The organism is Paenibacillus sp. 01T47, from assembly GCF_056398245.1.
In genome coordinates, this window is record NZ_JBFTPA010000010.1 from 1 (window position 1) to 26,430 (window position 26,430).

The following is a 26,430-nucleotide window of genomic DNA, read 5'->3' on the forward strand; positions in this document are numbered from 1 at the left end:
GCCATAGAATAGAGCCAAGTTCACCACTTTCGATCTCTCCGATTATGGTAAGTTTCTCTGATGCGGAATATTTAACTTTAGACATGAAAATGCTCCCCTCATAGCAACAGGTTTTTTATTATTTCACCTGTCTACTATTTGGGGAGCATATCAGTGCTGGCAGCCTTAGTATTCTTTAAATTGTTTTATCGTATATCTTCCCTAAGAAATCGTTTTTAATTTTGACCTGTAATAATCTGCACTTCTCAATTAAAGGCTCGGCGGTCATATTAATTTTTTTCAATTCGATCATTAATTCTAGATCGGTTTTTCCAGGTACCCAAAAATTTTTAAAATTCCATAAAGCTTGATCGACATTTCTCCATCCCTGCTGTAGCTCATTTACTGTTGTTGCATAAGCATCAAGAATAATTTGTCTACTCTCAAAATAAGCAATGAAGTCATCCATGTTTTTATCTTCAGTAATCGCCCACAAAGCTTCAGTAAGGTTTTCGGTTTTAGACATTCCTCTTGTTATAAAATTTAGCGTAGTCTCAAGACTACGAGTTTTTTGTAAAGCATTCTTCGCAGCATAAAGTTTTTCTATAAAACCCTCTGCTGTTTTAAGGTTTAAATCCCTCCTAAATCTTTCTTCATCATTTTTTAGATTAGCTTTCCGTTGTCTCGGAACATTCCAAATAGTAACGAACAGAGCAAGAATAGAAATAAATAAAGAAAAAGCAGTAAATATTCTAATATCCACATCCAGTATATTCACCATAATCCCCCCTAGCAGCTTGCGACGTCCGCGTACGGCGGAGGCGGTTTCCGTCGATCGCTACGCTGGCTGCAACGTCCGGCTACGGCAGCGGTATCCGCCGTCAGCTTTGTAGTATATTACTCTGCATAATCTTCGGGCCAAATAACCTCACGTGCCCTCGGGTATCTTCTGTATAGATCGCCACGCTCAATTTTTTCATCCCAGCCGCGAACAGAGTCATCTTCAGCTTTAAAATCCTTCAACGCCGCTGCTGCATCATACATACCGGCCAAATGAAATGACTTTCGATGAAGTGATATATACTTTGCAGTATGATTACGAACTATTTAAAGACCAACCCGACGGTTCATATCAATTAAATAGCCGGGATGAAATAGATAGATACATGACAAAAAGGAAATATTTAGAACACTGGAAACCTGCTATAACTGCAAAAACACTTGACCGCTGGGAACAGCGGGCATTAGATATAATTCATGTTAAGGATCCGACTATGGCATTAAACAAATATATTACTCTTACGAATGAATTTCAACAATTTGAAAGAGTCACATACGATGCTGTATCGCAGATGGACATGACTATTGAAATGGAAATTGATCGAATGAGGGGAAAGTAGCAAACTTTATTTGAAAACATCTCAAAGAAGGCCACGACTACTTATATAACACCATATTCACGCATCGGGGCTATCGCCCCGCCTTCAGCAGGAGTAGGCGCCGCGCGGCGATCTACTCCTGTTTATTATACTTTGCACCTAGTGTCAGCTTCGCTGGTACTACCCCTTTACATAATTACTACTGATATAAACTCTATCCTTTATTGTCCTCTTTTTTTATTGTAAAGACTTTAATCCATATATTTTTAATCCACGTTCCATCGAAGAGCACAGATTCGGTAATGCCTGTTGTAATATTATCCAAACCACGAATCATTATAAAGAATGCACCAAGAAAAGGTATTGCCAATAACCCTTTAGGTGTATTGCCGTTGAAATAATAATTTAAATTAAATTCTGGGTACAAGATATAACAGCAGACTACTACACCTGCCAAAAACTCAGCGATACCGTACCCTAATCGAAGATGAACTCTAAAAGCAAAAACCAAAATTGATAGAATTACCGTTCCAGCAATTATTGTTTTAGGATAATCCCAGTTTTGTACAATCCATTCAAGATAATATAGTAGTATACATATTATAAAAACAATCAAAACACTCAGTAATATACCACCTATAAGTTTCCACCAGGCAAAACTAGTTAATTTCTTTTCCTCAGCCTGAAGAGCTACATCAACCTCGGAAACTTTCGTATTATTAATCTCTTGTTTGAATTCCGCTAATCCCATTGTTTTTAATCCGAGACGTCTACAAACAGACCTTAACTTTCCATCTTCCGTAACTAGTATAGTATTAGGGTCCATACGAGCTTCTTCTTTTAATAGTGTTGCTAATGCAGCGTCTACCTTATCAAAGCCCTTGCCATCAATTTCAGAAGCAATATGTTTATTAATTTTAGTTGGTAAAATAATTATTGACTTTTTCGCCTCCGCAGCATCAATCAATTTCACTAAACGCTGCCAGTCAGTAGCATCATGGGATCTCTCTTTTATTTCCTCTACTATTACATCCGGTATAACAATTCTTACATTCTCATTACTCTGTAATGTAAGAACTCTTCTAAATTTAGTGATAATGAGTCTATCCAATATATACGTTTTCAAAAGTTCAGTACCCCCAAGTATATGTGCCTATTATTTCCTTTTGTTAGGTTATCATCCATTTCATATTTTTGTCTAGATCACATAACACCAGTGCCTTTGCGGAAAAGATAGAATAAAACAAATGAATTTCGCACTCTGTAAATAAATAAAGCTTAGTACTACACCATGTTGGTACACAACCAGTTCAAGAAATTATGAATGAATGGACTTGCAGGGTTGTCGGTCTCGCCAGCCAACTTGGTTTAGCCGCCTGTTCCGGAGTTTGCCTTCACCCCCTCCGCACGTATCTCACGGACTACGCACTGCCTGTCAGCTGTGCACTTCCGCCACCCCGTGGTATTTTGGAGACTTTCACTCCTTAGTCGATGCACTGCCAAGCGCGCTTGAGTAGTCCGCTTTGCTGTCTATTTAAATATTGGGTGCCTATGTTTTTTCAAAAGTGATCTAAAAACAAAAAAGACGCCCCGACCGAGAATACGATTCATTCGACACTGGGTGAGGGTCTATTTAGAAGTTTATAAAAGGCTCTCTTACAGTATTATTAAAGAGCCGCCCTAGTTATAGCAGGTGGCTCTGCTTGTCTCAGTCCATATACAAGAGATTAGCTACGCTGGTACTGCCCTAGATAAGCATTTCTCCAATTTAACACTTTGTGCATTTTGTTAAGTTCATTCTTTAATGGATATTTTCGAACTGCGATAGCTATCCTTCACCTGAAAGTCCATTTACAAGGAATTTAAAACTTGTCAAACAAAGCTTGCGGACCTATTGTTTTCTGGCTGTCGCAATTCATAATACACTTCGTCATAAAAAAAGGAGCAACTCCCACCACCCCTCCCCACTTAAATATTCCGAAAACGCTGCAACAACAAATACCCGCTCATATTTGATGTTTTTTTCTTATAAACGATTTTGAATTCGTCTAGCAGGCAGTTCAATGCTGTGATAAGCAATCCATTTGGTACCAAAGTAGCTTTGCAGGGCACAGCGCTGCCGATCACACGGACTGAGGCAATTCGGCGTGCAGAGCCGGGAACAAGAGGGTTTCTTGCACAAGTGATCAACACTAAGTCGGGTTGACGAGCAGCTTTTAATCCAGCAATTCCGATCACCTTGTTTCTATTAAACTTCTATATATCAGATGCGTAATCGGTTCACACTGCTCCAAGTTAGAGACGAGAGTTAAGCGGCGAAGCACAAAAAAAAGAGACCCATCCCACTAGGATGAGTCCCTACTCCCTTACTCCTTTACACTAATGCTCCCTTCCCCTCACCGCTCCGACCGATAAATCTCCTTCACCAAGCGACAAGCCAATTTCGGCTTGCGATATTCGCTCAGCAATCCTTTGTTATTAAAGCTCCGCGCGCGATCACGGAAGTAAGGCCGATCACTTCGGACATCGACGCGAATGTCGGCGAAGTGCCAGATGAGCGTGCCAGAGATGCGAGGGTCGTCGCGGAATATCTGCAACGCACGCGTCACGACATCTGCCTGATAGTCTTCGCTAAACAAGCGCGGCTCCCAGCCTGCATCACCGAATATCCCCGCAGCGCCGAACTCGCTCATGATGACAGGCTTACCGCCTGCGCCTTGCTTCTCCGTATGACTGTAGTAGTTTTCCAGCATGCTGCTGAATCCATCCACGCTACCTTCATACCAGCCGTAGTATTTATTAATACCGATTACATCGAAATAGGACAGCACAATATCCTGCTCCGGATGCATAGTCGCGTAGGTGACGAGTCTGCTGCTATCCATACTGCGAATTTTGTCTACGAAAGTTTTCGTCAGCTCGAGCGCTTCTTCTGTCCGCGTATCAATTTCGTTATGGGCTCCCCAGAAAATGATAGACGGATGATGATAATCTCGTGAGATCATTTCATCCAGCATCTTGATGCCACGCTCTATGAAGATAGGGCTTGCCAGTGTTTCTCTACTCATAAAACAGCCCCACATCGGAATCTCGCTCCAGAGCAGCATCCCGTGCTCATCGAGCAAATCGATCCAGAACTGGCACTGCGGATAATGCGATCCGCGTATGATATTGCAGCCCATGTCGGTCAAAATATCAAGATCCTTCAGCATCAGCTTCGGCGGGAAGGCAAATCCCCACTCGGGATGCTCCTCATGCCGGTTCACGCCTTGGAGGTATAGCTTTTTGCCATTTAACAGAATATCGCTTCCCCGCACCTCAACCGTGCGGAACCCTGTCCGGTCTATGAGATCATCTTCCCCCGCTTGAACGGTAAATGTATAAAGCGCAGGCTCACCTACATCCCATCTACGAATCTTCTCAAGGCTCCCCTGAAGCGTCAAACTCACAGCCTGACCGGCAGCAACCTGCACATGAGAGGCAGAAAGTGAAAGCCCCTCCGTGAAGGCACTCTCTTCAACCTGACAATCTCCCTTGCTAAGTGAATGGAGCTCAATTTGCAGTTGAATATCCGCTGAGTCATCCTTCAATTGATAATCAATTTTCATCGAGTTTATGTACACATCAGGCAGCTCCTGCAGCTCGACAGAGCGGATAATCCCCCCGTAAGAATGCCAGTCCGCAATGTATGTCGGCAGCGTTTGCCAGTCCACCGTATTATCCACTCGAATAACGAGCTCATGCTTCCCTTGAGCAAGCTGGGGCAGAAGTAGTGCAAATTGCGTAAACCCACCAAAATGATACCCTATATGCTGACCATCCTCGTACACATCCGCATGGTGAAGAATACCTTCGAAGACCAGACGAATATTCGTTTCTTGCACATTATCAAAATAAGTACGGTACCACGCCGCGCCAATCTACTCATAAGTGCCTAATTCATTATTCCAACACGAGGGAACGACATGCTTCCGAGAGCCTTCAGGAAATTGACAGGCCCATCCCTCTTAAATAAAGCCTATTTAAGTATGCTTATCATGGATCATTAGAATAAAAAGCAGATTCACTTTAATGGTGGAGAGATTGTGAACGATTAATTCAGCTCAATAACATAAGGCCGCTCCTACCTGAGGAACGGCCTTAATTCATATATTCATTTTCGAAACGTATTCAAATCCCAGCGATCCGCCCACTTGATTTCTATCCCATCTTCCATAAAAGTGATAGGAAGCCATACATATCTTGAATCCGCTAGCTCTTCCGGCCGCCATCGGTCAGCCATAAAAATAAAGCTGTTCTCCAATCCCTGAACAGGAAACACATACGTGCTCTGCGCATAAAACGTCTTCCGGGCATTTGGTCCACTTAACGGATTATCCCTTAGCTCCCACCGTCCCATCATTCGATCCGACTCGGCAACGAGAGCCGCATTGGGATACCACCCCGTACAACCCGAGGATAACAAGTAATACTTCCCCGCATGTTTAAACACCGCCGGCGCTTCCCGGGACTGGTCGATGAACGCTTTCGTAAACTCGCCATTCAAATCTGTATAATCATCCGTTAACCTCGAAATGACCAGGGTTTTGTTCCAGTCAGACGAATGAATTAAATACGCCGTTCCATCGTCGTCTTTAAATAATGTCATATCACGGCTATCCACGTCGTTAGGACGCTTGCTTCCCACGTATTCAAATGGTCCCGCTGGATTTTCACTTACGGCCACGCCGGTTTTAGCCAGCGTATAGTCCTCACTATCAATATGAAGCCACATGACGTATTGACCAGTCCGATCGTTCTTCAGAACCTTCGGACGTTCCGCTACTTTAGACGGATGAAGGTCGTGATTCGGATCATCGGAAACCGCAGGCAACACGATGCCTTCGAATGTCCAGTTGTATAAATCACTTGAAGAGTAGCAGGATATGCCAATGATGTCTACGCGCTGAATTCCGATCCGACCTAAACTGTTCGGGCCGTCTTTATTCTCTCCATACCAGTAATACATACCGTTATCGAATAATATACTGCCGCCATGTGCCTGAATAGGCTTTCCATTCGTATCCAGCCACAATTCGCCCGGCTGAAAATCCTCATACTTTATCATTCCAACAACCTCCACTCTTAGCGTTGCAAATATGTAATTTACGCCCAATTAAAGAGACCTTGCTGATAAATTCGGCTCCAGCAAGGTCTCTTCCTACACTAAACGAGCTTTCTCGCGGATTTAGCGACCTTCCGCTTGCGCTTGCTTATTCGTTGCTTCAATCACTTTCGTACCGCCTTTAGACAACCACTCTTCCTTGAAAGAAGCGAAATCCGCAGGAACGTCCTTGGATTCCACAATTATTTTTACGAATTTTTCATTTACCAAATCATTCAGCTGGCTTGGAATACTCGGATCGAGTTCCTCTGGATTAATGTTTAAATAAGCTAACGGATTCGGAACGGCGAAGTCGCCTGTCGATTTTGCCATTGCTATAATGTCCTCTTTATTAGGCGTACTGTCGGCTAGGAAGTCCGAATTCCAAGAAACCAATGCTTTTAATGAAAAGGCTTTATCTTTGCCCTTTTCTTCATCCGTCATGAGGGGTGTGATTTTACCTCCGTCTTTGCTGTAGTGGACCCCTTCAATACCGTTCATCATTAGCTGCTGCCCTTCACTTGAGAGTAGGTAGTCTAGCAGCTCCAACGCTTTTTTCTTTTTCTCATCCGAGATGTTGGCATTAATAGACGTTTCCGCCCAGAAGTTATTGAAGCCATCCATTCGCTGAGCGCCTGTTTTCCCTACCAAGGTACCTACCCATGTGAAAATCGACTTCGGATCGGCATTGGGATATGCCTGCTTGAACTTATCATAAAAATCATTATAGAAGGTCGCATTTGCGTTATGAATCATGATTCCGACTTTGCCCGTTATGAATTTCTCGATTTTCTGATCATCTGTATTCAACATAAACTCAGGATCAAGAATTTTTTCCTTGTAAAGCTGGTTTAGAAAAGAAAGCCCGTCTCTCGTTTCATCGGAAAGCACCTCCGGCGCCCATTGCCCATCTTTCTTCTCCCACCTATCAGTGCTCGTGTCGAAAGCGTTGAACAGTGGATATTGCCACCAAATCCCTCCAGCGCTGGAGGAATAACCGTACGTATCCTTCTTGTTATTGCCGTCTGGATCACCCTCGGCAAATGCCTTAGCAACCGCATAGAACTCATCGATCGTCTTTGGTACTTCTAGATTTAGCTTATCCAGCCAATCTTTACGAATTAGAATATTGTGACCGCTCACCGCCATCTTGCCGCTTCCGGATTCATTGAATATAGGGAGCGCATAATGTTTGTTGTCGGTCGTTTTAGCTAAATGTTCAAAGTTGGCAAGCGAAGCTTTAATATTCGGATACTGCTCTGAGTAATCTGAAAGCGGAAGAAGCATGCTCTCTTTAATCCACTGACGATATTGAACCGGACGGTCAACGCCGTAGGAAACAAATACATCGGGCATCTCCCCAGAGGCAATCATCACGTTCAGCTTCTCTTCCCAGTCATTCCACGAAGCTGTAATCGGCTTCAAGCGGATGTTGAGCTTTTCCTGCAAGTACTTATAGATTTGAGAATCCTGCGAGTCAGCTCCCTCGAACATCCAACTAAATACGGATAATTCAACAGGCTTTGTATTTTCAACGACTGGTTTAGAACTTGGGCTTGCAGTTGAAGAAGACTCACCCGCATCGTTTTTCTCATTATTGCTTCCACATCCTGCAATAATCCCAACAAATAACAACACAACTGCAAGCAATAAAATGAGACCTTTCTTTCTGTTCAACATATTGTTCACTACTCCCCTTTTATGAATAATTAATTCATTCTAGTAATCTGACTGTCAACTCTTGATTGATCCAATCATCACCCCTTTAACAAAGTGCTTCTGAATGAAAGGATATACAATGATGATGGGAATGACAGAAACCATTACAATCGCATTCTTAATGGTGTCACCCAGCATGAAATCCTTGCTTACGAAGCTGCCGCTGCGGGTCAATTCCATATTGTTATTAATCAGAACATCCCTTAACACCATCGCTAACGGCCATAGTTCCTTATCGTTAAGAAACAACATCGGAACGTACCAGTTGTTCCATTGACCAACCGCGATAAATAATGCGATAGTTGCCAGAGCAGGAAACGATAAGGGGATGATGATCTGGAAGAACACTCTCATATAACCAGCCCCATCGATTTTTGCTGATTCCTCCAGATCAATTGGGATATTTTGAAAAAATGTTTTGAGCACAATCAAGTTATAAGTGCTTAACGCTGCCGGAATGATCATAACGGCCAAACTATTTACCATCCCAAGGCTCTTGATTAGCAAGTAATAAGGAATTAGCCCCCCGCCAAAAAACATCGTGAATATGATAAAGAGAAAGATAGCGGTTCTACCCGGAAGATCTTGTTTCGTCAACGGATATGCCGCAATAGATGTAATCAAAAGCTGGTATAGCGTACCAATAACCGTAACGAATACGGAAACCACAACCGACATAAGAATCGTATTTTTCGAGAAAACGTATTCATAGGCTTCAAAAGAAATACTTCGCGGAATGATATTAAATCTCGTTTTGACTGCTTCTTCATACGGCAGTACGGATCCAACAAGTACATGCCAGAACGGGTAAAGCATAATACAAGCCATGAAAACTAAAAAAATGATGTTCAGTATGTCAAATATTTTCCCAGAAACACTCGTAGATCGCACCATTATTCAATCACCTCAGTAAATGCCATGTCCGTTCATTTTTTTAGCCGCGCTGTTTACCGCGATAAGAAGAACAAAATTGATTACGTTTAAGAATAACCCGATTGCGGTTGCCATGCTATACTGTCCTTGCGTCAGCCCGATCCGGTAAACGTAGGTATCGATAACATCGCCGCTTTCATAGACCATCGGGTTGTACATATTAAACACTTGGTCGAAACCACCGCTCATCATGCTGCCAAAATTCAATATTAACAAAATCGATATGATCGGCAGCAAGCTTGGCAATGTAATGTGAACAATCTGTTTCCAGCGGTTAGCACCATCGATCACGGATGCCTCATACAGATCCGGATTGACACCGGACAATGCCGCCAGAAAAATAATCGTTCCCCATCCGACTTCCTTCCAAATTCCTGAAATGACCAATAGTGGCCGGAACATGCTGTTGCTTGTCAAGAAATTAACAGGATCTCCGCCGAACAGAACAATAATGCTATTGACCAAACCCTCGTTAGACAGCAGTGCGAACAATATACCCGAGATCGTTACCCACGAGATGAAGTGGGGCAAATAAATAATCGTTTGAATCGATCGCTTGAAGATTCTGTGCCTTACTTCATTTAAAAGAATAGCCAGAATAATCGGAGCAGGAAATCCAAATAGGAGACGCATTAAATTGATTTCAATCGTGTTGGTAAAAACCTGCCAAAACTTATCGGTCGCGAAAATTTGTTCGAAGTGCTTAAATCCTACCCATGGACTGCCTAAAATTCCTTTCGTAATCCAAAATTCTTTAAATGCGATCGATGCACCATACATGGGGATGTAACTAAATATAATTAAAAACGCAACGGCAGGAAGCAGCATGAGATACAGCATTTTATATTTGACTATTCTTCTGCGTACATCCTTACCCGCTACGGCTTTCGCCCCAATTGTCGCCATATTATAGCTCACCCGTCTTCTTCTGCAGCCTGAACCGGCTGTCGTCTCTATTGAATCCGATGTTATTAAGCAAATTCACATTCGTACTAGTCGCATCATCAATATAAATATGATCCTCTGTTGTTTCAACCGTGGACAATCTTCTGTTGTTCTCGATCCAAACCTCTTTACAATGGCTTGCCATTAAACTTCCCTGATAATATTCCGGGTGGAGCAAGCCATTCTCATCTCCATCGGCATGCGATTTGAGCCTCATAGCATTGGAATTCAGAATGGCATTATTGCGGATATATACCCTTCTGCAGGATGAAGCATAAACCGCTTGCTGCGGACAATTGATAATTGTATTATTCTCGATCCACACTCGGTCAAAGACCGCATATTGCGTTCTACCCATGGCAAGATATACACCCATGTAGATAACGGCCATGTTCCAGTGATTCACATCGCAGCTGTCAATCAAATTATTGCGGATACGCAGATTGCTTACTCCAAATCCTTCCGACCAGCGAGACTCGGAACCGCACTCAATTTGAATCGCTGACCCTTGATTCATAAAGAAATGATTGTTCTCCACCAAGCCGTTGCTGGAATGTAGCAATATCCCTCTTGCGCGGTTATGGTGAAAGAAATTATTGCGAACGATATAGTTGCTGGAATCATATCTTCGATTAAAAAGTATCGCGCGTTCTGAAACCTCGGCTGGGATCGGTTTTTCAAAGGTAAGCGTGCAGGTGTTATACTCCTTGTTCCATTCCACGTCTGCGATACGCTCCGTGATCTCGGCAGGCGACAGATCTTCATTTCGAAACTCAACTTCGTCCCCTACTGCAAAGGGATTACGCCATGCTAGCACACGAATTAAACGTAAGGTCCGATCATCGATTCGCTTAAAACCCTGAACTGAATTATCGTGAATGTTCAGGCAATCGTCGCCGTTGTAGCTGAAATCGCAGTTTTCAATCATAAAGTAACCTAGCGAATTACTGATATGGCAGCCATCTGCCGTGACGGAAATGCAACGCGTCGTTCCTGGCCGTTTCACAATTCTGCATTGTCGCAGCGCCCAATGGTGTTGATCTCCCGACGCCACGAAAGCATGTCCTGGCGCAGAATAGATCGTTACATGCTCGATTTGCAAATGCTGATTGCTTTTAAGTTCGAAAGCGTTCGCGTCATAAATGTAATGACGTACGATGTAAGCTTGCCCTGGATTCAGAAAGCGAAATTCTTCGGGGTTGGACAGTGCAATTCGGAACGTATTGAGATCCTGGCGACTAATATTCCGGAAATGGGTATTGTGGAATTCACGACCTAACTCGCAGCCTGCAGATAACGTCAGCGGGTTCATCGCGTTTAATGTCCGTATGTTCAGATCGCTCGGCGCTTGCGAATACTCCGGAAAGTGAAGATCGAAATAAGTGCTGTCTGAGGCTACTTCCCTTACTAGTCCGATGCTTGCCAATTGCCCGCTTTCCCAGTCCCAATCGACAGTGAAATTTTTGAATATCGTCCGTATGCAATTCCTTATGGTAAAGAAGACTTCCACCGTAGAAAAGATGAATTCAGAGCCGCCACCATCGAACTGAAAATCGTGCATCCCTTCGAATATAGGATGATTGCCATTATAAAATCGATATATTCCCGAAGGGACGACAAGCTCGGACGAATGTTCCCGTTTGCAATAATCAATGGCATTCTGAAAGGCACTACCGTTACAATACCCTTCCTCGGATCTAGCACCGAAATCAGCGACGCTAACTCTCTTATATTCACTCCATTCCGGAACACTGATTGAGATTTCAGACATGCTCACGGCTGTATCATCATTCTTTACGCGCTCCACTCACCTGCCTCCTCTCTCTATCCACCCTGTTAACTCTCTTGCTATATTGATTGTGCCATAGACGGCCTTCCCTTAATATGTGCTGAGAATAGAACATTGGATGTAGTTTGTTACGATGTTGTATGGATGCTTATTCAAAAAAAATGCCCCGATCGGTGATCGAGGCGTCTTGCGTCTCTATAGCTCAGTGAGTATAACGTTATCGTATAGCACAGTCGCATTATACGTTTCTAACCCAATCCTCCCCTTGCTGAACGTAAAAGCAGGATCTGTTGCACTTAGTTGAAGAATGCCATCCACATACAAGTTCATTTGATTTCCAATAACTTCAACTGACACGCGATAAGTCGTCCCGACATTGATCGTATAAGCTTTCGATGCCAGCTCCGTCTGGGTTCCCGCTATCGTTTTCTTGATCGCGATCCCATGCATATTACCGATATAGACAAAATATTTATTGTTTGCATCCGTTACACGAAAGACCAGATTCGCGAAACCGCCGCTTCCCGCGGTATTGCTTATTTGAATATCGCTAGCTAACGTGTAGTTGCTCCACGAGTCGATCCCTGCCGTTGCAAGGCTCCCTGAATAGTCCGTCTGCCTGTATTTCTTACTGGCGCTATCTGTCACGACCGACCAACTGCCCGATTGCACGCTCCATCTTCCTGCGGAGCTCTCGAAATTTTCAGATAATAAATAAATGGAATGATAGGTTACGATAGGATTCCAATAAACAGTATCGTACAAATTGTTCGAATTCTGATTCACAACAAAACGTACCGCATCGCCCTTGATCACATCGAGCGTTATTGCGGGAGACGATACTGTCGTTCCGTAGATGACCTGCTGCCAGCCGCTCGCCGGCCAAATTTGCGCGTTGTTTTTTAAAATCTTCACGTTTACGCCATCCGCTCCCGCCCCCGTGTTCAACATGTGAATGGTTTCGTTTGACGAGAGCGTAATTTCGCCGTCCTCCGGCGCTATCCATGTTCTTACAGAATCGCTGCCATCTGGAGATTGCACATTTTCCCCTACGCTTAAAAAAGTTGAGCCATCCCGCCACATTCTCCATGGGGCGTAGTAATTTGCCAATGACGTATAAGTCGTGCCATTCCATTTGTGATAGTACCAAACCGGTCCCTGCGAGATCGCCCCGACGTCCTTAATCGCTTCATACTTTCTTGTGGATGCCGGAATGGTTCCGCTGGTCGAGCCTGCCGACGTTGTGCCTGAACTAATATTTCCATTGTTATCTTCGGCTTCAATCAAATAATAATAGGCCGTGCCGCTTTGAAGCTCTTGCCGGTCGGTAAAGTTTGCTGTCGTTGATTCTCCAACCATATTACTGTAGGCAGGCGTAAAGTTTGGGGTCGTTGAACGGTAAATATTGTAGTGATTAAGTCCTGAACCCGTATCGGAAGCTGCCGTCCAAGATAACGATATGCCTAAGCTTCCGCTATTCCAAGCTGCCAATCCCCCGGACGGATTACCTGGCGCCACACTATCCAATGCGGAGATGGTACTGCCTAGATCGAATCCGGATGCGCTTCTCCATGCCGCCATCGTGTTGTAGCTGACCCCAAACCTTTCAGCTTGTAATGCCGTCCCGCTTACCTGATAGAATCGATTGTCATTGATAAGATCAACCGGTGCACTTAACCCAATTTTATAAGCTGAAGTTCCCGAAGTTCCGTTCGCCATAATGATCCGATTATTCTGGAACGAATCTCCCGACCAAGGGTCCCCGGGTGACGCATCTTTGCTGCTTAACGCACTCGTATTCGCTTGATCCACTACGATTAAATTATTTGCGACAACGAGATTTTTCAAGCCTGAATATCTCCCCGTATCCGCTGTAAAGTCGCTTAATGCGATTTGGCCCGATCCGATAGAGGTTTCTCCGCGGTTGCCCTTCACTTTATTGTCAGTGATTCTCGAATTAATGTTCGCCATCGTCGTTACGCCGTTGCCTTTATTATCATGAGCGTAATTATATTGTACGTTGATATATTCATTAGACCAATCAATGTTTAATCCGGATGCATCATGCCCCGTGTTGCTGTCGGACATATTGTAGACCTCGTTAAACATGACATCAACATATGAGCTTGCGACTGGCCAAATTCCCCCCGGTCCCCAGGTGACCCCTGTTCCGGCATATTGACCAGCATCATGTACGAGGTTCCATTTTATCGTGCTATGATTCAAATTCCCGATGACGATCCCTTGGTTTCCAAGCTGAGATGCCACATTATTGTGAACCTTAACATTGCGGAATAACGCGGAGCTTTTATGATTATCTGATAAGGTGCTATCCCAACCGGCAACTCCGATTGCTCTCCAACCGAGCATATAGATTTCATTATGGCTAATAACGATATTTCGTGCGACTTCACTATGCTTGTTTGTCGGATAAACCGCCGAAATCAGAATGCCTTCCGAATTGCTGTTTATTCCAGGACCGCGAACAAGGTTTCCATCTATCGTGATATTGGACCAGGCTCCTTCAGCATTATAAGTAATAACGATCGCTCTGTTCGTTGTAGTCGAGCTAGTTAGCGCATTCGTCGTTGTACACTCGATGTCCAATCCCGAAATGATCCAACCACTCTCATTCGTCATGCTCACCACAGCCGGGGCCGAAGATCGAATAATGGGTTTGCTCCCGCTGCCATAGGCGGTAATTTGGATCGGAAGCAGACTCGTTCCCGAACCGTTTAAGGTAACGCTTTCATTCCAAGTGTCACCTGATTTTAATAATAGTTTATCGCCAGGATTAAACGTAAGATTAGAAATTTTAGCCAAAGTTTGCCAAGGAGTGCCTGCGCTCGTCCCGTTATTATTATCATTGCCCGTCGAACTGCTTACATAATAGGTCGTACCCGCTGCGTAAGCCCTGTCATTATGAACGAAGACAATCATTGCTATAACGAATATCCATGCAACAAAGACACACTTTTTGGCCATTGGCTACTCCTCCTCAATGTGCAACTCATACAGGCGTGCCGTAAATTCCGTTGGAAGTGTAACAACTAACGCATTCTCAAGCTGACTCCAGCTCCAACTACGGTTCTCATACTGAGGAAACCCACATCGAACCGTTACTTTCTTGCCGTCACAATCCGGAATAGGAAATCTCGCCTCTTTCGTTCCGCCTTCCAATCTCCAAACAGCCACATAAGCCTTATCACCGCATCTTAATCCAAGGCTAAGCCAATGATCGCCATGCTTAGGCAAGCCAATCGGCCAAAATGGAAGAGCCTTCGGAATGGATGCTCGGATACTCTTGTAATAGGAAATTCCTTCGCGAATCAGTTCAAAGCGATCCGATGCAATGTCTGACAAGTGCCCGCTCTGATGAACTCGCATTAACATGCCGTTCACCATGTTAAAGATGACCTCTTCCCGATCTCCTTCTTTAAGCGGATATGACCAAGCAGCGGATTGCTCTGGTGTGAGCGCCGTAGGAGCAGCAGCAGATATCGCCGCAAACTTGCGGTAATCCATCTGATCGCTAATGGACTGCACGCTGTGCCTGGCGAGCAAAGCATAATCCATACGCAAACCGCCGCTTCCACAATTCTCGATGACCAAATCCGGATAACGAGCAAATACGCTATCAAGCCAGCGCAGGTAGGCACGATTATGCTGAAGCAAGCCATCGCCGAAGCTATCGGCGTTAACCTCTGTTCCAATGCCTGCATTAATGTTATAGTCCATTTTGATGTAACCGACCTTGTACTCCGTCACTAGACGATCGATTACTTCATCTGCATATTGAATGACTTCGGGATGTCGATAATCCAATTGATACCTGCCGTGATCAATGACCCGTTTGCCATGTCGCATGAAAAACCATTCATCCGACACTTGCTGCGCTAAGGGGCAATGAATTCCCATGACTTCAAGTTCCAGCCAAAGTCCCGGGATTAAACCTTTCGCTCGGATGTAGTCGAGCACCTCCTGCAATCCGCCTGGGAAACGCCTTTGTGACGGTTGCCAAAGCCCTACATCGCTCCACCATTCGCCATCCGCATACCAGCCAGCATCGATGCAATAATATTCGCAACCCACCGAAGCAGCCGCATCGACTAAGGGTAAAATCTTCTCGGTCGTTGGATCAGCGAATAAACAATTCATGTAATCGTTGAAAATAACGGGAAGCCGCTCATTGTCTTCGTTCCAACGACGGATTTCTCGCCGATAACGCGTCAATTCCACAATTCCCTGTTCGAACCCTCCTTTGACAATCGCAATTGCTGCAGGAACGGACATAAATGCTTCACCTGGCGCGACATTTTTCCACCAATGGCTTTCATTCTCTGTAGGGCCGCTTAATTGCAAATAGAGTTGATCATTCGCCTTATCGCTAATCTCCCAATGCCAAGAACCGTTATGCTCGATTTGCCAGCACATGGCCATTCCCGCCTCAATATTTTCATATCCACCCATCGGATGAAGATCGGCGGAAGACCAGGTTCCCGAATTGCTGTACGAAAGTCTTTTGATCGAAAAATCATTTACTTTCGTTAAACCTAGCTCGGATAGCCTATAACTTCTCCACTGCAGCTCTCCGTGCCAAGCATTATGTGCAATATGAAGTCGACTTTTGGTTTCCCATGACCCGCGGCTTCCGCCCGAGATACCTGTCACTGTAAACGAGGAGACGTATTCCATCGGAATGGAATTCAAACTCTGATTGACGACCTCCGTCCAAGCTCGGATGACAGGGATATCGTTATAAAATTGATAATGAACCGTCACCCACATACCCCTATCTTCCATAACCACTTCAAGTTTTCTTCCACTTTCGTTATAGAAATCTCTGTGGCAATCGTACTTCAGCCTACCTCCCGGCATTGTCCCTGTGTATTTAGACGCATGATGATCGTTCCGATCTTCACCCGTCACTTGCAGTTCGACGATTCGGCGCGTTCCTCGTACCTCCTCTGTTCCTCGTACATCTTCATTCGCTGGGAAGGGAGACAAATGAACCAGACGGACATCTCCGCATTCGGCAATCTGTATCTCCAAATAAATTCCATTTTCATAAATTCTAATCCAACTCAGCACTTCCATCGTATCCATCTCCATACCATAGGCCCTTGTCACTTTTCATTCACCCTCTATTCTTGATTGATGGTTCTCATTGTGACACGGGCTCGAAGGCATTTCTATGTATTAATCAAAGAGATTTGGTTGTGGTTTCTTGTGTACGATGTTTTTATTGTCAATGCGCTGTTTGTACTCTAGCGGCGATTGACCTAGATGTTTCTTGAATAGCTTGCTGAAATGGGCATAATCTTCATATCCAACTAACTTTCCGACATCATATAGTGATATATCCTCTTTCAATAGCGTAATAGCCGCATCAAGCCTTTTCTGAATGAGGAAATGGATAAAGCTTTGGCCCTTCTCCTGTTTAAACAGATGACTCAAATAATTTGGGCTAATAAAGTACTGCTGGGCAAACTCTTTGAGAGATAGTTTGTGCGCATATCGTCGTTCGATGTCCTTGATAATCTCCTCAACGATTGGAAATGTTGTTAACTCCGACGGTTTCTTCTTATGCTCGTCAATTAACATTCTCATTTGTACAAGTAAATCATGGGGATTGCCGTAGTGGAGGACCAGATCTTGAACGGTAATGGAGTCCTCAGCTAATGATTGGGTCGACGAAGAGAAGTTCTTGATCACCACGACAAAAAAATTATAGATTTCAACTAGCCCACTTAAATGAATTTGATCTTTGGCGATTCCTCTATGTAAATCGAATAACGCCGCTTCCAGATGCTCAAGCTTTGTTGCTTTGCCTATCCGCTCCATGATAGACGGCAATGCCGCGTTTACTCTCGGCCTATAGCGGTAAACGCCTATCCTGCGGTTCAAGCTCGAGGTTTCAGCCATCATATTCGCTTGGTTGTAATATTTTGCGATTTGACTGTCGGAGTCGTTCGACAGACTTATTCCTACATCCCATTGAAACTCTGCGGCCATGGTTAGTATGTTTTTATATAATGACTTAAACGTATTCGAATCCATGTCGGAACGACTTAATAAATACGTCCATTTGAGTGGACTCGCCATGGCACGGAATAAAGCAACACCATGCTCTTGCAGCAATCGATCCGAACTCAGCAAGGATTGCTCCGATATGGCTGTTTTGCTTTTAACGATAGCAAAGGCATATCCTGCTCCTGCTCCGGTTCCCATTTCAACTCCCAAACCTTTTAACAACTTGGATACTTGTTGTACGGTTAATCCCTTCTCGATCATTTCCAAAAACAGCATGGAGTTGTGGTAGGTTTGAAGTACGCGCTGATCCCGATCACGTTTAGCTAACCGATTGCTGCAATTATTTAACGTATCCCGCAATTCCTGTTCGTTGACAGGTTTAAGCAGATAGGCAAAGCAGCCCAGCTCCAGCGCTTGTTTCGCGTAGCTGAATTCACTGTATGCGCTCATGAACACCACCAGCGTATGGGGAGAAACACGGTTCACGAAAGACAATAAATCCAAGCCACTTTTCCCTGGCATACGAATATCACTGATCACGATATCGATCGATTGCCGCTTCAATAGGCTTTCAGCCATATGTACGTCGTTTAATTTCGCTACAATTTGAAAGCCGAGTGCTTCCCAATCCACAATTTGTTCCATATCCTTCAATATCCACGGCTCATCATCAACGAGGATCAACTTGTACATCGTTTACTCACCCTTTCGCTTTAAGCGGTACGCTGACCGTCACAACCGTACCCCTATTTTTCCAACTCTTGATGGATAGTCCATAGGGCTTGCCATAATAGATTTGAATTCTTTTATGAATATTGACGAGCCCGATTCCTTGTCCCAGCCCTGCGGTTTCGGATGAGTTCTTATTCATGCTTTCAAACTCTTGCCGCATGCGCATCAAGCGTTCCTCGCTCATTCCGACTCCGTTATCCATCACCTTGATCAGCAATTGATTCTCCTCTTTGATAGTCGCATGGATGTGAATGATCCATCGCCCTGTCTTTCCTTCGAGACCATGAAATAAGGCGTTTTCCACAAGCGGCTGAAGAATGAGCTTCACGATCGAACGGGCTCCGAGACCCTGATCTATGATTACTTTAAACTGCAGCCGTTCTCCAAACCTTATTTTTTGAATATCTATGTATCGCTCCAGGTGCTCCAGCTCTTTGTGCAGAAGAACAAATTCATCCGTACGTGTAATGTAGCGAAAATAAGAGACGAGATTGTCAATTGCGACAGCTACCTCCCTCTTTGCGTTGGACAATGCCATGCCTCTTATAGAGTGAAGCACGTTATACAAAAAATGAGAATTAATCTGGCTTTGGAGCCCATTTAACTGAAACATTCGTTTTTCCATTTCTGTTTCATAGAGCTGCTGCTGTGATTGCAGCAGATTGTCCGTAAGCTTCTTGATTTCATTCATCATATTGTTATAGTGGTCCTGAATAATAGTAATTTCATTCTTATAGCCGAATCTCAACCTGGCATCCAGGTCACCGCTCGCTGCGCTATCGAAAATATCAGCCATCTTAGTAATGGGATGGGTTAAACGAATATTAAAGGAGATCGCGACCCAAATGACGATTAGAACCATGATCGCTATAGCCGAAATCACGATATACTGAATGATTGATGCCTTTCCCACCAGCTTATCCTCATTAATTAATGCAACGAACTTCCAACCCAAGCTTTTGATCGGGAGAGACTGGTACAAGTAATTGATGCCGTTCATTTGAAAATCGATGACTTTGTGATCCTGATTCGTTCTAGTCTGGGCATATATTTGTTCAAAATCGGGATTATTAGTCGAAGAGCCAATGAGATCGCCGCTCTCGTTCATAATATAGAGCTCTGCTTTATCCGCCAAATCCGCTGAACGTAATATTTGCTGTATCCACTCCGTATCCAATAACAAAACGCCTATGTAAATTTCCTGCAGGTATCGGTTTGGAAGAACGGATTTAACCTTCCTGAAAGCCAGTATGCCCTGGTCTTTTGAAAATGGAGGAGAAATCTGTAGCTTATTGCTTATTCTGTTCTTATTTTCCATCTCTTTCAAATACGTCACCATAGGATGCATAAGCAGTTCTCCTGTGGATACTAAGCGGAAATCTTCTGAACTAATCATACCGATGGATTTTAAGGCAGGTTCCAATGACAAGTACGAGTTTAAATTTCTCAGCAAAATATCGGATTCCTGCCATGATTTATTCTCGAGCATGATGGACTGAACATTCCGGTTAAAGAAAATCGACTTTGAAAGCTGATCCATTCGGTAAAAATATTCGTCAAACCGATTGTTAGTTTGCGTCACGAAAATATTAATATTATCGAGTGCGTTCTTTTTTAGAATATTAATATAAGAAAAATAGCCCACTGTCCCTAGAAGGAGAATGGGCAAAACGGCAATACAAATATTTGTGAGGATCATCCGAAAGCTTAATCTATACTTTGTTGTATAGGACACCAGTTCTTTAAACATGAGATCCTCCGAGACATATGATGATAGCAACAATTTCTCAGTAGTTCGGACAAGGGTTAACGACTCAATAATGTCACAATATAATCAGTTTGTCTATGTGTTTTATTGTGGATTCGGGTGTGCTTTTATGTGTTTTTTATTGTGCGAACCCGCAAGCCTTCAACCAATTGAGGGCCATTAGCAAATTCCCTGTCGAGTTCATGTGAACTTGATCCACGGTTAGTGTTTTCCCGCGCTGCTCCCTTAAATATGCTGTAAATGACTGAAACTGAGGCACGAGAATGGCTTCGAATTCCGCCGCGACTTCTCTAATTATCTGATTATAGGGAAGAAGTCGTTCATTCTTCCCGTCGTTCGAATCTTCGGATAGGATTGTCGTTTCCATTAATATCAACGATGACCCCGTTTTGCTTTTCGTTTCAGCCAATAATTCCCGGTAGGTATCTCTGAAATCATCGCAGCTGACATTTTTCCATTCATCATTTATGCCAATAGATACGGATAGCCAGTCCGGCTTTAACTCGATTACATCTTCATTCCAACGTGCCTTTAGATCCAATATCGTCTCACCGCTTATCCCACGGTTCTCTACCTGCAAAGAGATCTCCGGTCGTACGATCGATAAGTAATCCCGAACGATGCGTACATATCCGCCTCCTATATTTTCAGGATCATCCTTTCTGCCGCAATCCGTAATGCTGTCGCCAATAAATATCATTTTCTGTCCTTCCTGTAGCAACATGTGCCATCGCTCCCTTTATTTATTCAATAGATTGTAAACGAGTTGGGCAGCTTCCGCCCGCGTCGCATTGCTCTGAGGCGCAAACAAGTTGCTTCCTCTTCCACGCACCAAGTTCGCTTCTTCGGCAGCGGCAATGTAGGGTAGAGCCCATCTCGGAATATCTTGCGCATCCGTATAGCCGACTGTCGCCACAGGCTTCGGTTGAATGCCGGCCGAACGCACGATCATCGTGACCATTTCCGCTCGGCTGATGAATTGGTCTGGGGCAAACTGATTTGCGCTTATCCCTGAAGTGATTCCAGCTTTAATTGCTGCCGCTATACTATCCGCATACCATGCTTCTTCTTTGACGTCGATGAACGAATTGCTCACACCATCATCTTCCAGGTTTAAAGCATTCGCCAGTAAAGTTACGAATTCTGCTCTGGTTGTTTTTCCTTCAGGGTTAAATCTCCACTCATCCACACCATTGACAATATGCTTTGCTGCCAATATTTGAAGCACCCGCTTCGCCCAGTGACCTTCCTTCACGTCGCTGAAAGTCTTGTTATACTCCATAACCGAATACACGCTAAGATGCTGCAGCGTTACCTTAACTTGATTCATGACCTCATCGATTTCACCGCCGACATATTCCCATTGCATCTTCGCCTTATCGTAATAGTAAATACCGAGAAGCTTCTCATCGACTTGACCGGGATCATAAGGCAGAGATAGCGTAATGCCGCCTGAGACTATATCGGTTGGGATTTCACGATTATCGGCAGTCTTGAGTTTGACTTCGAAATCATAAACTTCACCTGCGATTTTCATCGTCGCTTTGCTGCCGCTGATCGGCACGTTTAATATAGCAGAATTGTTAATAGGGCTCATGGTCACTTCAATTAAAGTACCAGCGATAATGCCTGATTGTTTTCTGAGATCATCCAGCGTCTTTTGACTTATGGTAATCGCCACTTTGCCAAGATGCACTTGAAGCGGATAATTCCCGACTTCCGATAAGAGGACGACAGCTTTCGATTGACCTTCATCCAACTTCACTTGAGCCGCCCCGTCCTTAATCTCTACCTTTGAGTGAGCGTTGCCGACTTGGCTTCCAGGACTTCCGATACCACTCTCGCCTAAAGCGACGATTGATACTTCGTTAGAAAGACCGCTTTCGCCATATGCATCGTAGGCTTCCGCAACAAAGTAATAGGTCGTATCCTTTGTCAGCCCAGATACAGTAAGATGGGTGACGCTTCCTGCATCAATCTTGCTAGAATGCAAACCGCTAGCTGTACCGTACTTAATGTTATAACCTGTTGCTCCGGCTACCGCACTCCAACTTAATTGCGCCTCTCCATTTCCGGCTATCGCGCTAATCGTTGGAGTTTCAAATATCTGTTTGCTAAGAATCAAATATCCATATTGAATTGGGGCTTTTCCAGCACCTATCCCACTATTGTATTCAATCCATCCATTTCGGGCATCTCCATTACCCGGGTTGATGAAGCTTCCGTCGCTATAATTGGCAAGTACAGAGATCCCTAAGGCGGAACCGTCTTTAACTGAAATTCCTCCCGGAATGATTTCGCCCCAAGGAATACTCAATTCGTAACTAGTAGACTTCGTCGCTTCGTCTCTGGTGATCTCCATTTCGCCTGCGGTAAACTCACCTGCAGTTTTGCCGGCAATAGCATTGTAACGATATCCGACAGCCTGGCTTTCATCTGTTAACCCAAATGCGAATTCAGTGTATCCTTTGCTTCCCGGAATAGTTCCTCTATCGGGATCTATGGCGATCTGAATGCTGGAGCCTTTCCACAAATCGGCCGCATTCGAGATAGGCAAACGATGTACGTCTTCCATAACCTTAATTGCGATATACAAATTGTCATTATCCCACCGGGTATGCCCTATTGCATTTAACCTTTGCGGAGACCATTGATCAGAGAAAGTGCTTTCAATACTTTTCACCTGGGCTTTCTGATCCATGACAAACTCGGGCGTACCCCATTCTTGGATTGAGCCGTCAATTGTCGGCCTAGATTGTGTGAATAAGCTGCGCAGGGCGGTAACTTGTTTGTTTACTTTAATCCGTCTCGACTCGGTAACAGTCCCGGTCATATCGTAAACCTTGTATTGCAAAGTATGCTCTCCATTGCTTAAGCCCTTTACGGTATATGCATAAGGTGATACCGTCATTTCCTGAATCAATCTATCATCCACGTACAGCTCTACTTTTTGAATGGGTCGTATTCCCGCGATATAAGGCATAGTCTGTAAATCGGTAACATTTAATTGATAACCATCTCGAAAGGTTGCAAAATCAACCATTTTCGGTTGCTCGGTTTCCGGGACAGTCGGTCCGGTAGTTAGATGGACAGCCTCTGAAGCAGCCCCTACATTTCCGCTCCGATCTTCCGCTTCTACCTTGTAATAATACGTCGTGTTTGGCTGTGCTTCTTCCCTGTCAATAAAATTTGTCGTAGTGGATTCTCCCACCATATTGGAATAAGCTGGCGAAAAAGCCGCGTCTTCACTTCTATAGATGTTATAGTGCAGGATCCCGTTCCCTTGATCTTCTGCCTCCGACCAGGATAACTCAGGATAATCGTTAAGCGTCGCGGTAACTTGATTTACCGTCGAAGGAATCGATTCATCAATCGGCAGCACTTGTGTATTGCCGTCAAACCCTGTACCTTGTTGCCATGATCCAAGACTCGTATAGGTTGTTCCATGATAAATCGAGCTAAAGGCTAGTGCTTCATTAGTGACATCGTTATGATCAATAACATCAAAGTTCGTATTTGAAGCAATATCGAAAATATTGAAGTTCGTTATTCCTCTGGCAATCGCAACGTGATTATTATAAATCTTATTTCCTGTCCACGTTCCATGGGGATTAGAAGCGCTATTGATCGCGGCCGTATTCTCTATGTCTACGATGATCATATTATTTGCAACATCAAGATCATGCTCTCCTGATGAGAGATCGGGTCTACCCGTGAAATTCCCGAGTGCAATTTGACCATTCCCGTTCGATTGTAGCCCTTGATTGCCTCTGACTTTGTTATTCCATATTTTTGTTCCGTAATTACTCATTGTCGTTATTCCATTGCCTTTGTTATCGTGCGCGTAATTATACTGAACGGTAATATTGTCACAGTACCAATCCACGTTGACCCCTGATCCGTCATACCCCGATTCCGCGTCCTTCATGTTATAAACTTCGTTAAATTTAATTACAGAATCCCGGGAGGCAATGATCCACAAGCCACCTGGCCCCCAAGTGTCCACACCGAGACCTCCATCATGAACAACATTTCTTTCTATAACGGAATGATGAGCATCTTGCAGAACGATTCCTTGGCTGGCAGTATGATGCACGTAGTTTCCGCTGATTTTAAATCTTCCAAAAAGCATCTGGGAGCGCAAATCCTCGTTTTTCGCGGTATCCCATCCAGCAGTGGTTATTCCATACCACCCCACATTATGGACCTCATTGTTAATTATCGACACATCCGTCGCAACCTCTTTGATGTCTGTTCCCGGAATCAACGCCGTAATCATAATTCCATTGCTATTACTGTTGTAATTAGCGCTGTATACCTCATTCTCTTCAATTCGAAGATTTTCGTACCGCTCGGCATTATCATATATAACGTTAATTCCTGCTGTAATATTGCTCCATGATAACGTTGAAGAGGTTAGGATGTTAACGGCTAATCCCTTAATCGTCCAGTGGCTTAAATTATGTCCAGTGACTACACTTCCACCGTATGGAGCATTCCACGAAATGACAGGCTTAGCGCCTGAACCATAAGAAGAAACAGTAATCGGATATTCCTTCGAGCCGGACCCCTTCAAAACAAGCGGTTCATTCCATGCGTCGCCCGATTTCAAGAGGATGGAATCCCCTGCACTGAAAGTCGAAATATTGATTTTATTCAGAGTTTTCCATGCGCGTTCAGCGCTTAAACCATCGTTCGCATCATCGCCAGTGCTGGAACTAACATAATAAGCTGTATGACCATCCGAATTAACAGGTGCTAATACCTTTTGCACCTCGATATTATCAAAGTCCGCAGTTGCCCTCGACATCGTCAAAGCAATCTTTCCGGTTGCAAAAGATGTGTCTACTGTAGACAGTAGTTTAACGCCGTTAATATAAAAATCGATGTATTTCCCCCCTGCTACACCTTTGAATGTATAGGACTTGCCTTTTTCCATGCTGAAAGCCGCTTCTGAAAGCGCCGTCACTTCTCCGTCCAAAACTTTGACAATCTGGATTTTCCCAGCTTCGATATATTGTAGATCGTATCTGTTATGACTATCCTTATATCTCAGGCTTAAGCCTACCGTTCCATCCTCGCTTATCGCTGTCGGCATAACTTGAGCTTGTACGGAATAATTAGCCCAAGTGCTATTGCCTGTATAGGAAATACCGCCGCTACTCTCCGTTTGCGAATAAACTTGATTAGCAGACAGATCTGTCACGGCAACATGATCGAATTGCGCCGATGAGGCCCATGTGGCAAGCGCTACCTTACCGGATGGAATATAACCGTTATCGTCCGTAGTCTCTATGACCAATTCACCGTCTTTATATACACGGATTTGATTCCCTATCACATCGATTTTCAGATGCACAAACCTCGAGACATCAAGTGAAGGACCATCATATGCCTTTAACCAATCTTGAGCGCTGCCGTTTTGTTTCATCAGCCTGATGTACGATTCACTCATATACAAATAGTAAAAATTCTGGTTATCCTGATGCCGAAAATCCAGCATCGCTCCAGCGCCGCTGATCAGCTTCACATCCGCTTCAAAGGAGTAATCTGTCCAAGCATTGCTCCCTGCAATTAGCTCTGCTCCCCCGTTGCTGGAACTCTGTTGATAGACTTTGGACGTTTCGCCTTGTACGCTAGACCACTCGCCCCCATTATTAGTCCACCCTGCAGCACTTTCATTCTCGAATTCATCAGAAAATAAAGTTACTCCCGTACTATTAACGGTAGCCCAGGTTCCACTTTCGTGGGTCCAGGCTGCAGCTTCTTCATCTTCAAAATTGTCAAAGAAAATCGAGCTTTCACCTGCTTGAGCATATGAAATATTCGTTCCCGTCGGCCAACTCATCGTCAACAACATCACAATCATCACAACTAGGAAAACTCGATTCCAAATCATTGTTTTCAATTAAATACCCCCCCGTGATAGGATCCCTTCTTAACATCATTATCCTATCACTTCGTCCATCTCTATTAACATGTACTTATCTTTGAAACTGCTATGTGTTTT

17 protein-coding genes are annotated in these 26,430 nt (G+C 44.1%); 2 read left to right on the forward strand and 15 right to left on the reverse strand.

Annotated features, from left to right (window positions below; translation table 11 throughout):
• Positions 1 to 175: 175 nt before the first annotated feature.
• Both AC1DOV_RS19800 and AC1DOV_RS19805 read right to left on the reverse strand, forming a co-directional pair.
• The gene (locus AC1DOV_RS19800; protein ID WP_477550826.1) at positions 176 to 760 is read right to left on the reverse strand and encodes a hypothetical protein; all 585 of its coding nucleotides are present in this window, start codon (positions 758 to 760) and stop codon (positions 176 to 178) included.
• A gap of 116 nt (positions 761 to 876) precedes the next feature.
• A complete protein-coding gene (locus AC1DOV_RS19805) occupies positions 877 to 1,032 on the reverse strand; it encodes a hypothetical protein (RefSeq protein ID WP_477550827.1) in 156 nt (51 codons plus the stop codon).
• 5 nt (positions 1,033 to 1,037) lie between these two features.
• Here AC1DOV_RS19805 and AC1DOV_RS19810 point away from each other — a divergent pair, with 5 nt between their 5' ends.
• Positions 1,038 to 1,379 (forward strand): hypothetical protein, encoded by a 342-nt coding sequence (locus AC1DOV_RS19810; RefSeq protein ID WP_477550828.1) that lies wholly within the window; start codon positions 1,038 to 1,040, stop codon positions 1,377 to 1,379.
• A 193-nt stretch (positions 1,380 to 1,572) separates the two neighbouring features.
• Here AC1DOV_RS19810 and AC1DOV_RS19815 read toward each other — a convergent pair whose 3' ends face one another.
• Positions 1,573 to 2,484 (reverse strand): PIN domain-containing protein, encoded by a 912-nt coding sequence (locus tag AC1DOV_RS19815; protein WP_477550829.1) that lies wholly within the window; start codon positions 2,482 to 2,484, stop codon positions 1,573 to 1,575.
• 942 nt (positions 2,485 to 3,426) lie between these two features.
• Between AC1DOV_RS19815 and AC1DOV_RS19820 the strand changes: the two genes are divergently transcribed.
• Entirely contained in the window at positions 3,427 to 3,564 is a 138-nt protein-coding gene (locus AC1DOV_RS19820) for a hypothetical protein (protein ID WP_441879651.1), read from the forward strand.
• Positions 3,565 to 3,754: 190 nt separating this feature from the next.
• On the opposite strand, the gene AC1DOV_RS19825 is transcribed toward AC1DOV_RS19820, so the two are convergent.
• From AC1DOV_RS19825 to AC1DOV_RS19880, 12 genes are all read right to left on the reverse strand, one after another.
• Entirely contained in the window at positions 3,755 to 5,242 is a 1,488-nt protein-coding gene (locus AC1DOV_RS19825; RefSeq protein WP_477550830.1) for a glycoside hydrolase family 2 protein, read from the reverse strand.
• Positions 5,243 to 5,511: 269 nt separating this feature from the next.
• On the reverse strand, positions 5,512 to 6,465 hold the full coding sequence (locus AC1DOV_RS19830) for a glycoside hydrolase family 43 protein (protein WP_477550831.1): 954 nt from the start codon (positions 6,463 to 6,465) through the stop codon (positions 5,512 to 5,514).
• A gap of 120 nt (positions 6,466 to 6,585) precedes the next feature.
• On the reverse strand, positions 6,586 to 8,181 hold the full coding sequence (locus tag AC1DOV_RS19835) for an extracellular solute-binding protein (protein ID WP_477550832.1): 1,596 nt from the start codon (positions 8,179 to 8,181) through the stop codon (positions 6,586 to 6,588).
• Positions 8,182 to 8,235: 54 nt separating this feature from the next.
• Positions 8,236 to 9,114, reverse strand: coding sequence for a carbohydrate ABC transporter permease (locus tag AC1DOV_RS19840; RefSeq protein ID WP_430062424.1), 879 nt, complete (start codon positions 9,112 to 9,114; stop codon positions 8,236 to 8,238).
• Positions 9,115 to 9,126: 12 nt separating this feature from the next.
• Positions 9,127 to 10,059, reverse strand: coding sequence for an ABC transporter permease (locus AC1DOV_RS19845; RefSeq protein WP_339208115.1), 933 nt, complete (start codon positions 10,057 to 10,059; stop codon positions 9,127 to 9,129).
• Position 10,060: 1 nt separating this feature from the next.
• Positions 10,061 to 11,905 carry a right-handed parallel beta-helix repeat-containing protein gene (locus AC1DOV_RS19850; protein WP_477550833.1) on the reverse strand — a complete coding sequence of 615 codons (1,845 nt, stop codon included), beginning with the start codon at positions 11,903 to 11,905 and terminating at the stop codon, positions 10,061 to 10,063.
• A gap of 177 nt (positions 11,906 to 12,082) precedes the next feature.
• Positions 12,083 to 14,872, reverse strand: a complete 2,790-nt coding sequence (locus AC1DOV_RS19855; protein WP_477550834.1) for a hypothetical protein — start codon at positions 14,870 to 14,872, stop codon at positions 12,083 to 12,085.
• 3 nt (positions 14,873 to 14,875) lie between these two features.
• On the reverse strand, positions 14,876 to 17,017 hold the full coding sequence (locus AC1DOV_RS19860) for a glycoside hydrolase family 36 protein (protein WP_477550835.1): 2,142 nt from the start codon (positions 17,015 to 17,017) through the stop codon (positions 14,876 to 14,878).
• 69 nt (positions 17,018 to 17,086) lie between these two features.
• Positions 17,087 to 18,613, reverse strand: coding sequence for a response regulator transcription factor (locus tag AC1DOV_RS19865; protein ID WP_477550836.1), 1,527 nt, complete (start codon positions 18,611 to 18,613; stop codon positions 17,087 to 17,089).
• Positions 18,614 to 18,620: 7 nt separating this feature from the next.
• Positions 18,621 to 20,402 carry a sensor histidine kinase gene (locus AC1DOV_RS19870; RefSeq protein WP_477550837.1) on the reverse strand — a complete coding sequence of 594 codons (1,782 nt, stop codon included), beginning with the start codon at positions 20,400 to 20,402 and terminating at the stop codon, positions 18,621 to 18,623.
• A gap of 136 nt (positions 20,403 to 20,538) precedes the next feature.
• A complete protein-coding gene (locus tag AC1DOV_RS19875) occupies positions 20,539 to 21,144 on the reverse strand; it encodes an SGNH/GDSL hydrolase family protein (RefSeq protein ID WP_441879671.1) in 606 nt (201 codons plus the stop codon).
• A gap of 15 nt (positions 21,145 to 21,159) precedes the next feature.
• Positions 21,160 to 26,319: an S-layer homology domain-containing protein gene (locus AC1DOV_RS19880; RefSeq protein ID WP_477550930.1), complete on the reverse strand. Its 5,160-nt coding sequence runs from the start codon at positions 26,317 to 26,319 to the stop codon at positions 21,160 to 21,162.
• Positions 26,320 to 26,430 lie beyond the last annotated feature (111 nt).

Bases quoted from the DNA above. Each gene is read 5' to 3' on its own strand.
- AC1DOV_RS19835 (WP_477550832.1), bottom strand. From the start codon at position 8,181: ATGTTGAACAGAAAGAAAGGTCTCATTTTATTGCTTGCAGTTGTGTTG.
- AC1DOV_RS19830 (WP_477550831.1), bottom strand. From the start codon at position 6,465: ATGATAAAGTATGAGGATTTTCAGCCGGGCGAATTGTGGCTGGATACG.
- AC1DOV_RS19845 (WP_339208115.1), bottom strand. From the start codon at position 10,059: ATGGCGACAATTGGGGCGAAAGCCGTAGCGGGTAAGGATGTACGCAGA.
- AC1DOV_RS19865 (WP_477550836.1), bottom strand. From the start codon at position 18,613: ATGTACAAGTTGATCCTCGTTGATGATGAGCCGTGGATATTGAAGGAT.
- AC1DOV_RS19880 (WP_477550930.1), bottom strand. From the start codon at position 26,319: ATGATTTGGAATCGAGTTTTCCTAGTTGTGATGATTGTGATGTTGTTG.
- AC1DOV_RS19810 (WP_477550828.1), top strand. From the start codon at position 1,038: ATGACTTTCGATGAAGTGATATATACTTTGCAGTATGATTACGAACTA.
- AC1DOV_RS19800 (WP_477550826.1), bottom strand. From the start codon at position 760: ATGGTGAATATACTGGATGTGGATATTAGAATATTTACTGCTTTTTCT.
- AC1DOV_RS19840 (WP_430062424.1), bottom strand. From the start codon at position 9,114: ATGGTGCGATCTACGAGTGTTTCTGGGAAAATATTTGACATACTGAAC.
- AC1DOV_RS19875 (WP_441879671.1), bottom strand. From the start codon at position 21,144: ATGTTGCTACAGGAAGGACAGAAAATGATATTTATTGGCGACAGCATT.
- AC1DOV_RS19855 (WP_477550834.1), bottom strand. From the start codon at position 14,872: ATGGCCAAAAAGTGTGTCTTTGTTGCATGGATATTCGTTATAGCAATG.
- AC1DOV_RS19870 (WP_477550837.1), bottom strand. From the start codon at position 20,402: ATGTTTAAAGAACTGGTGTCCTATACAACAAAGTATAGATTAAGCTTT.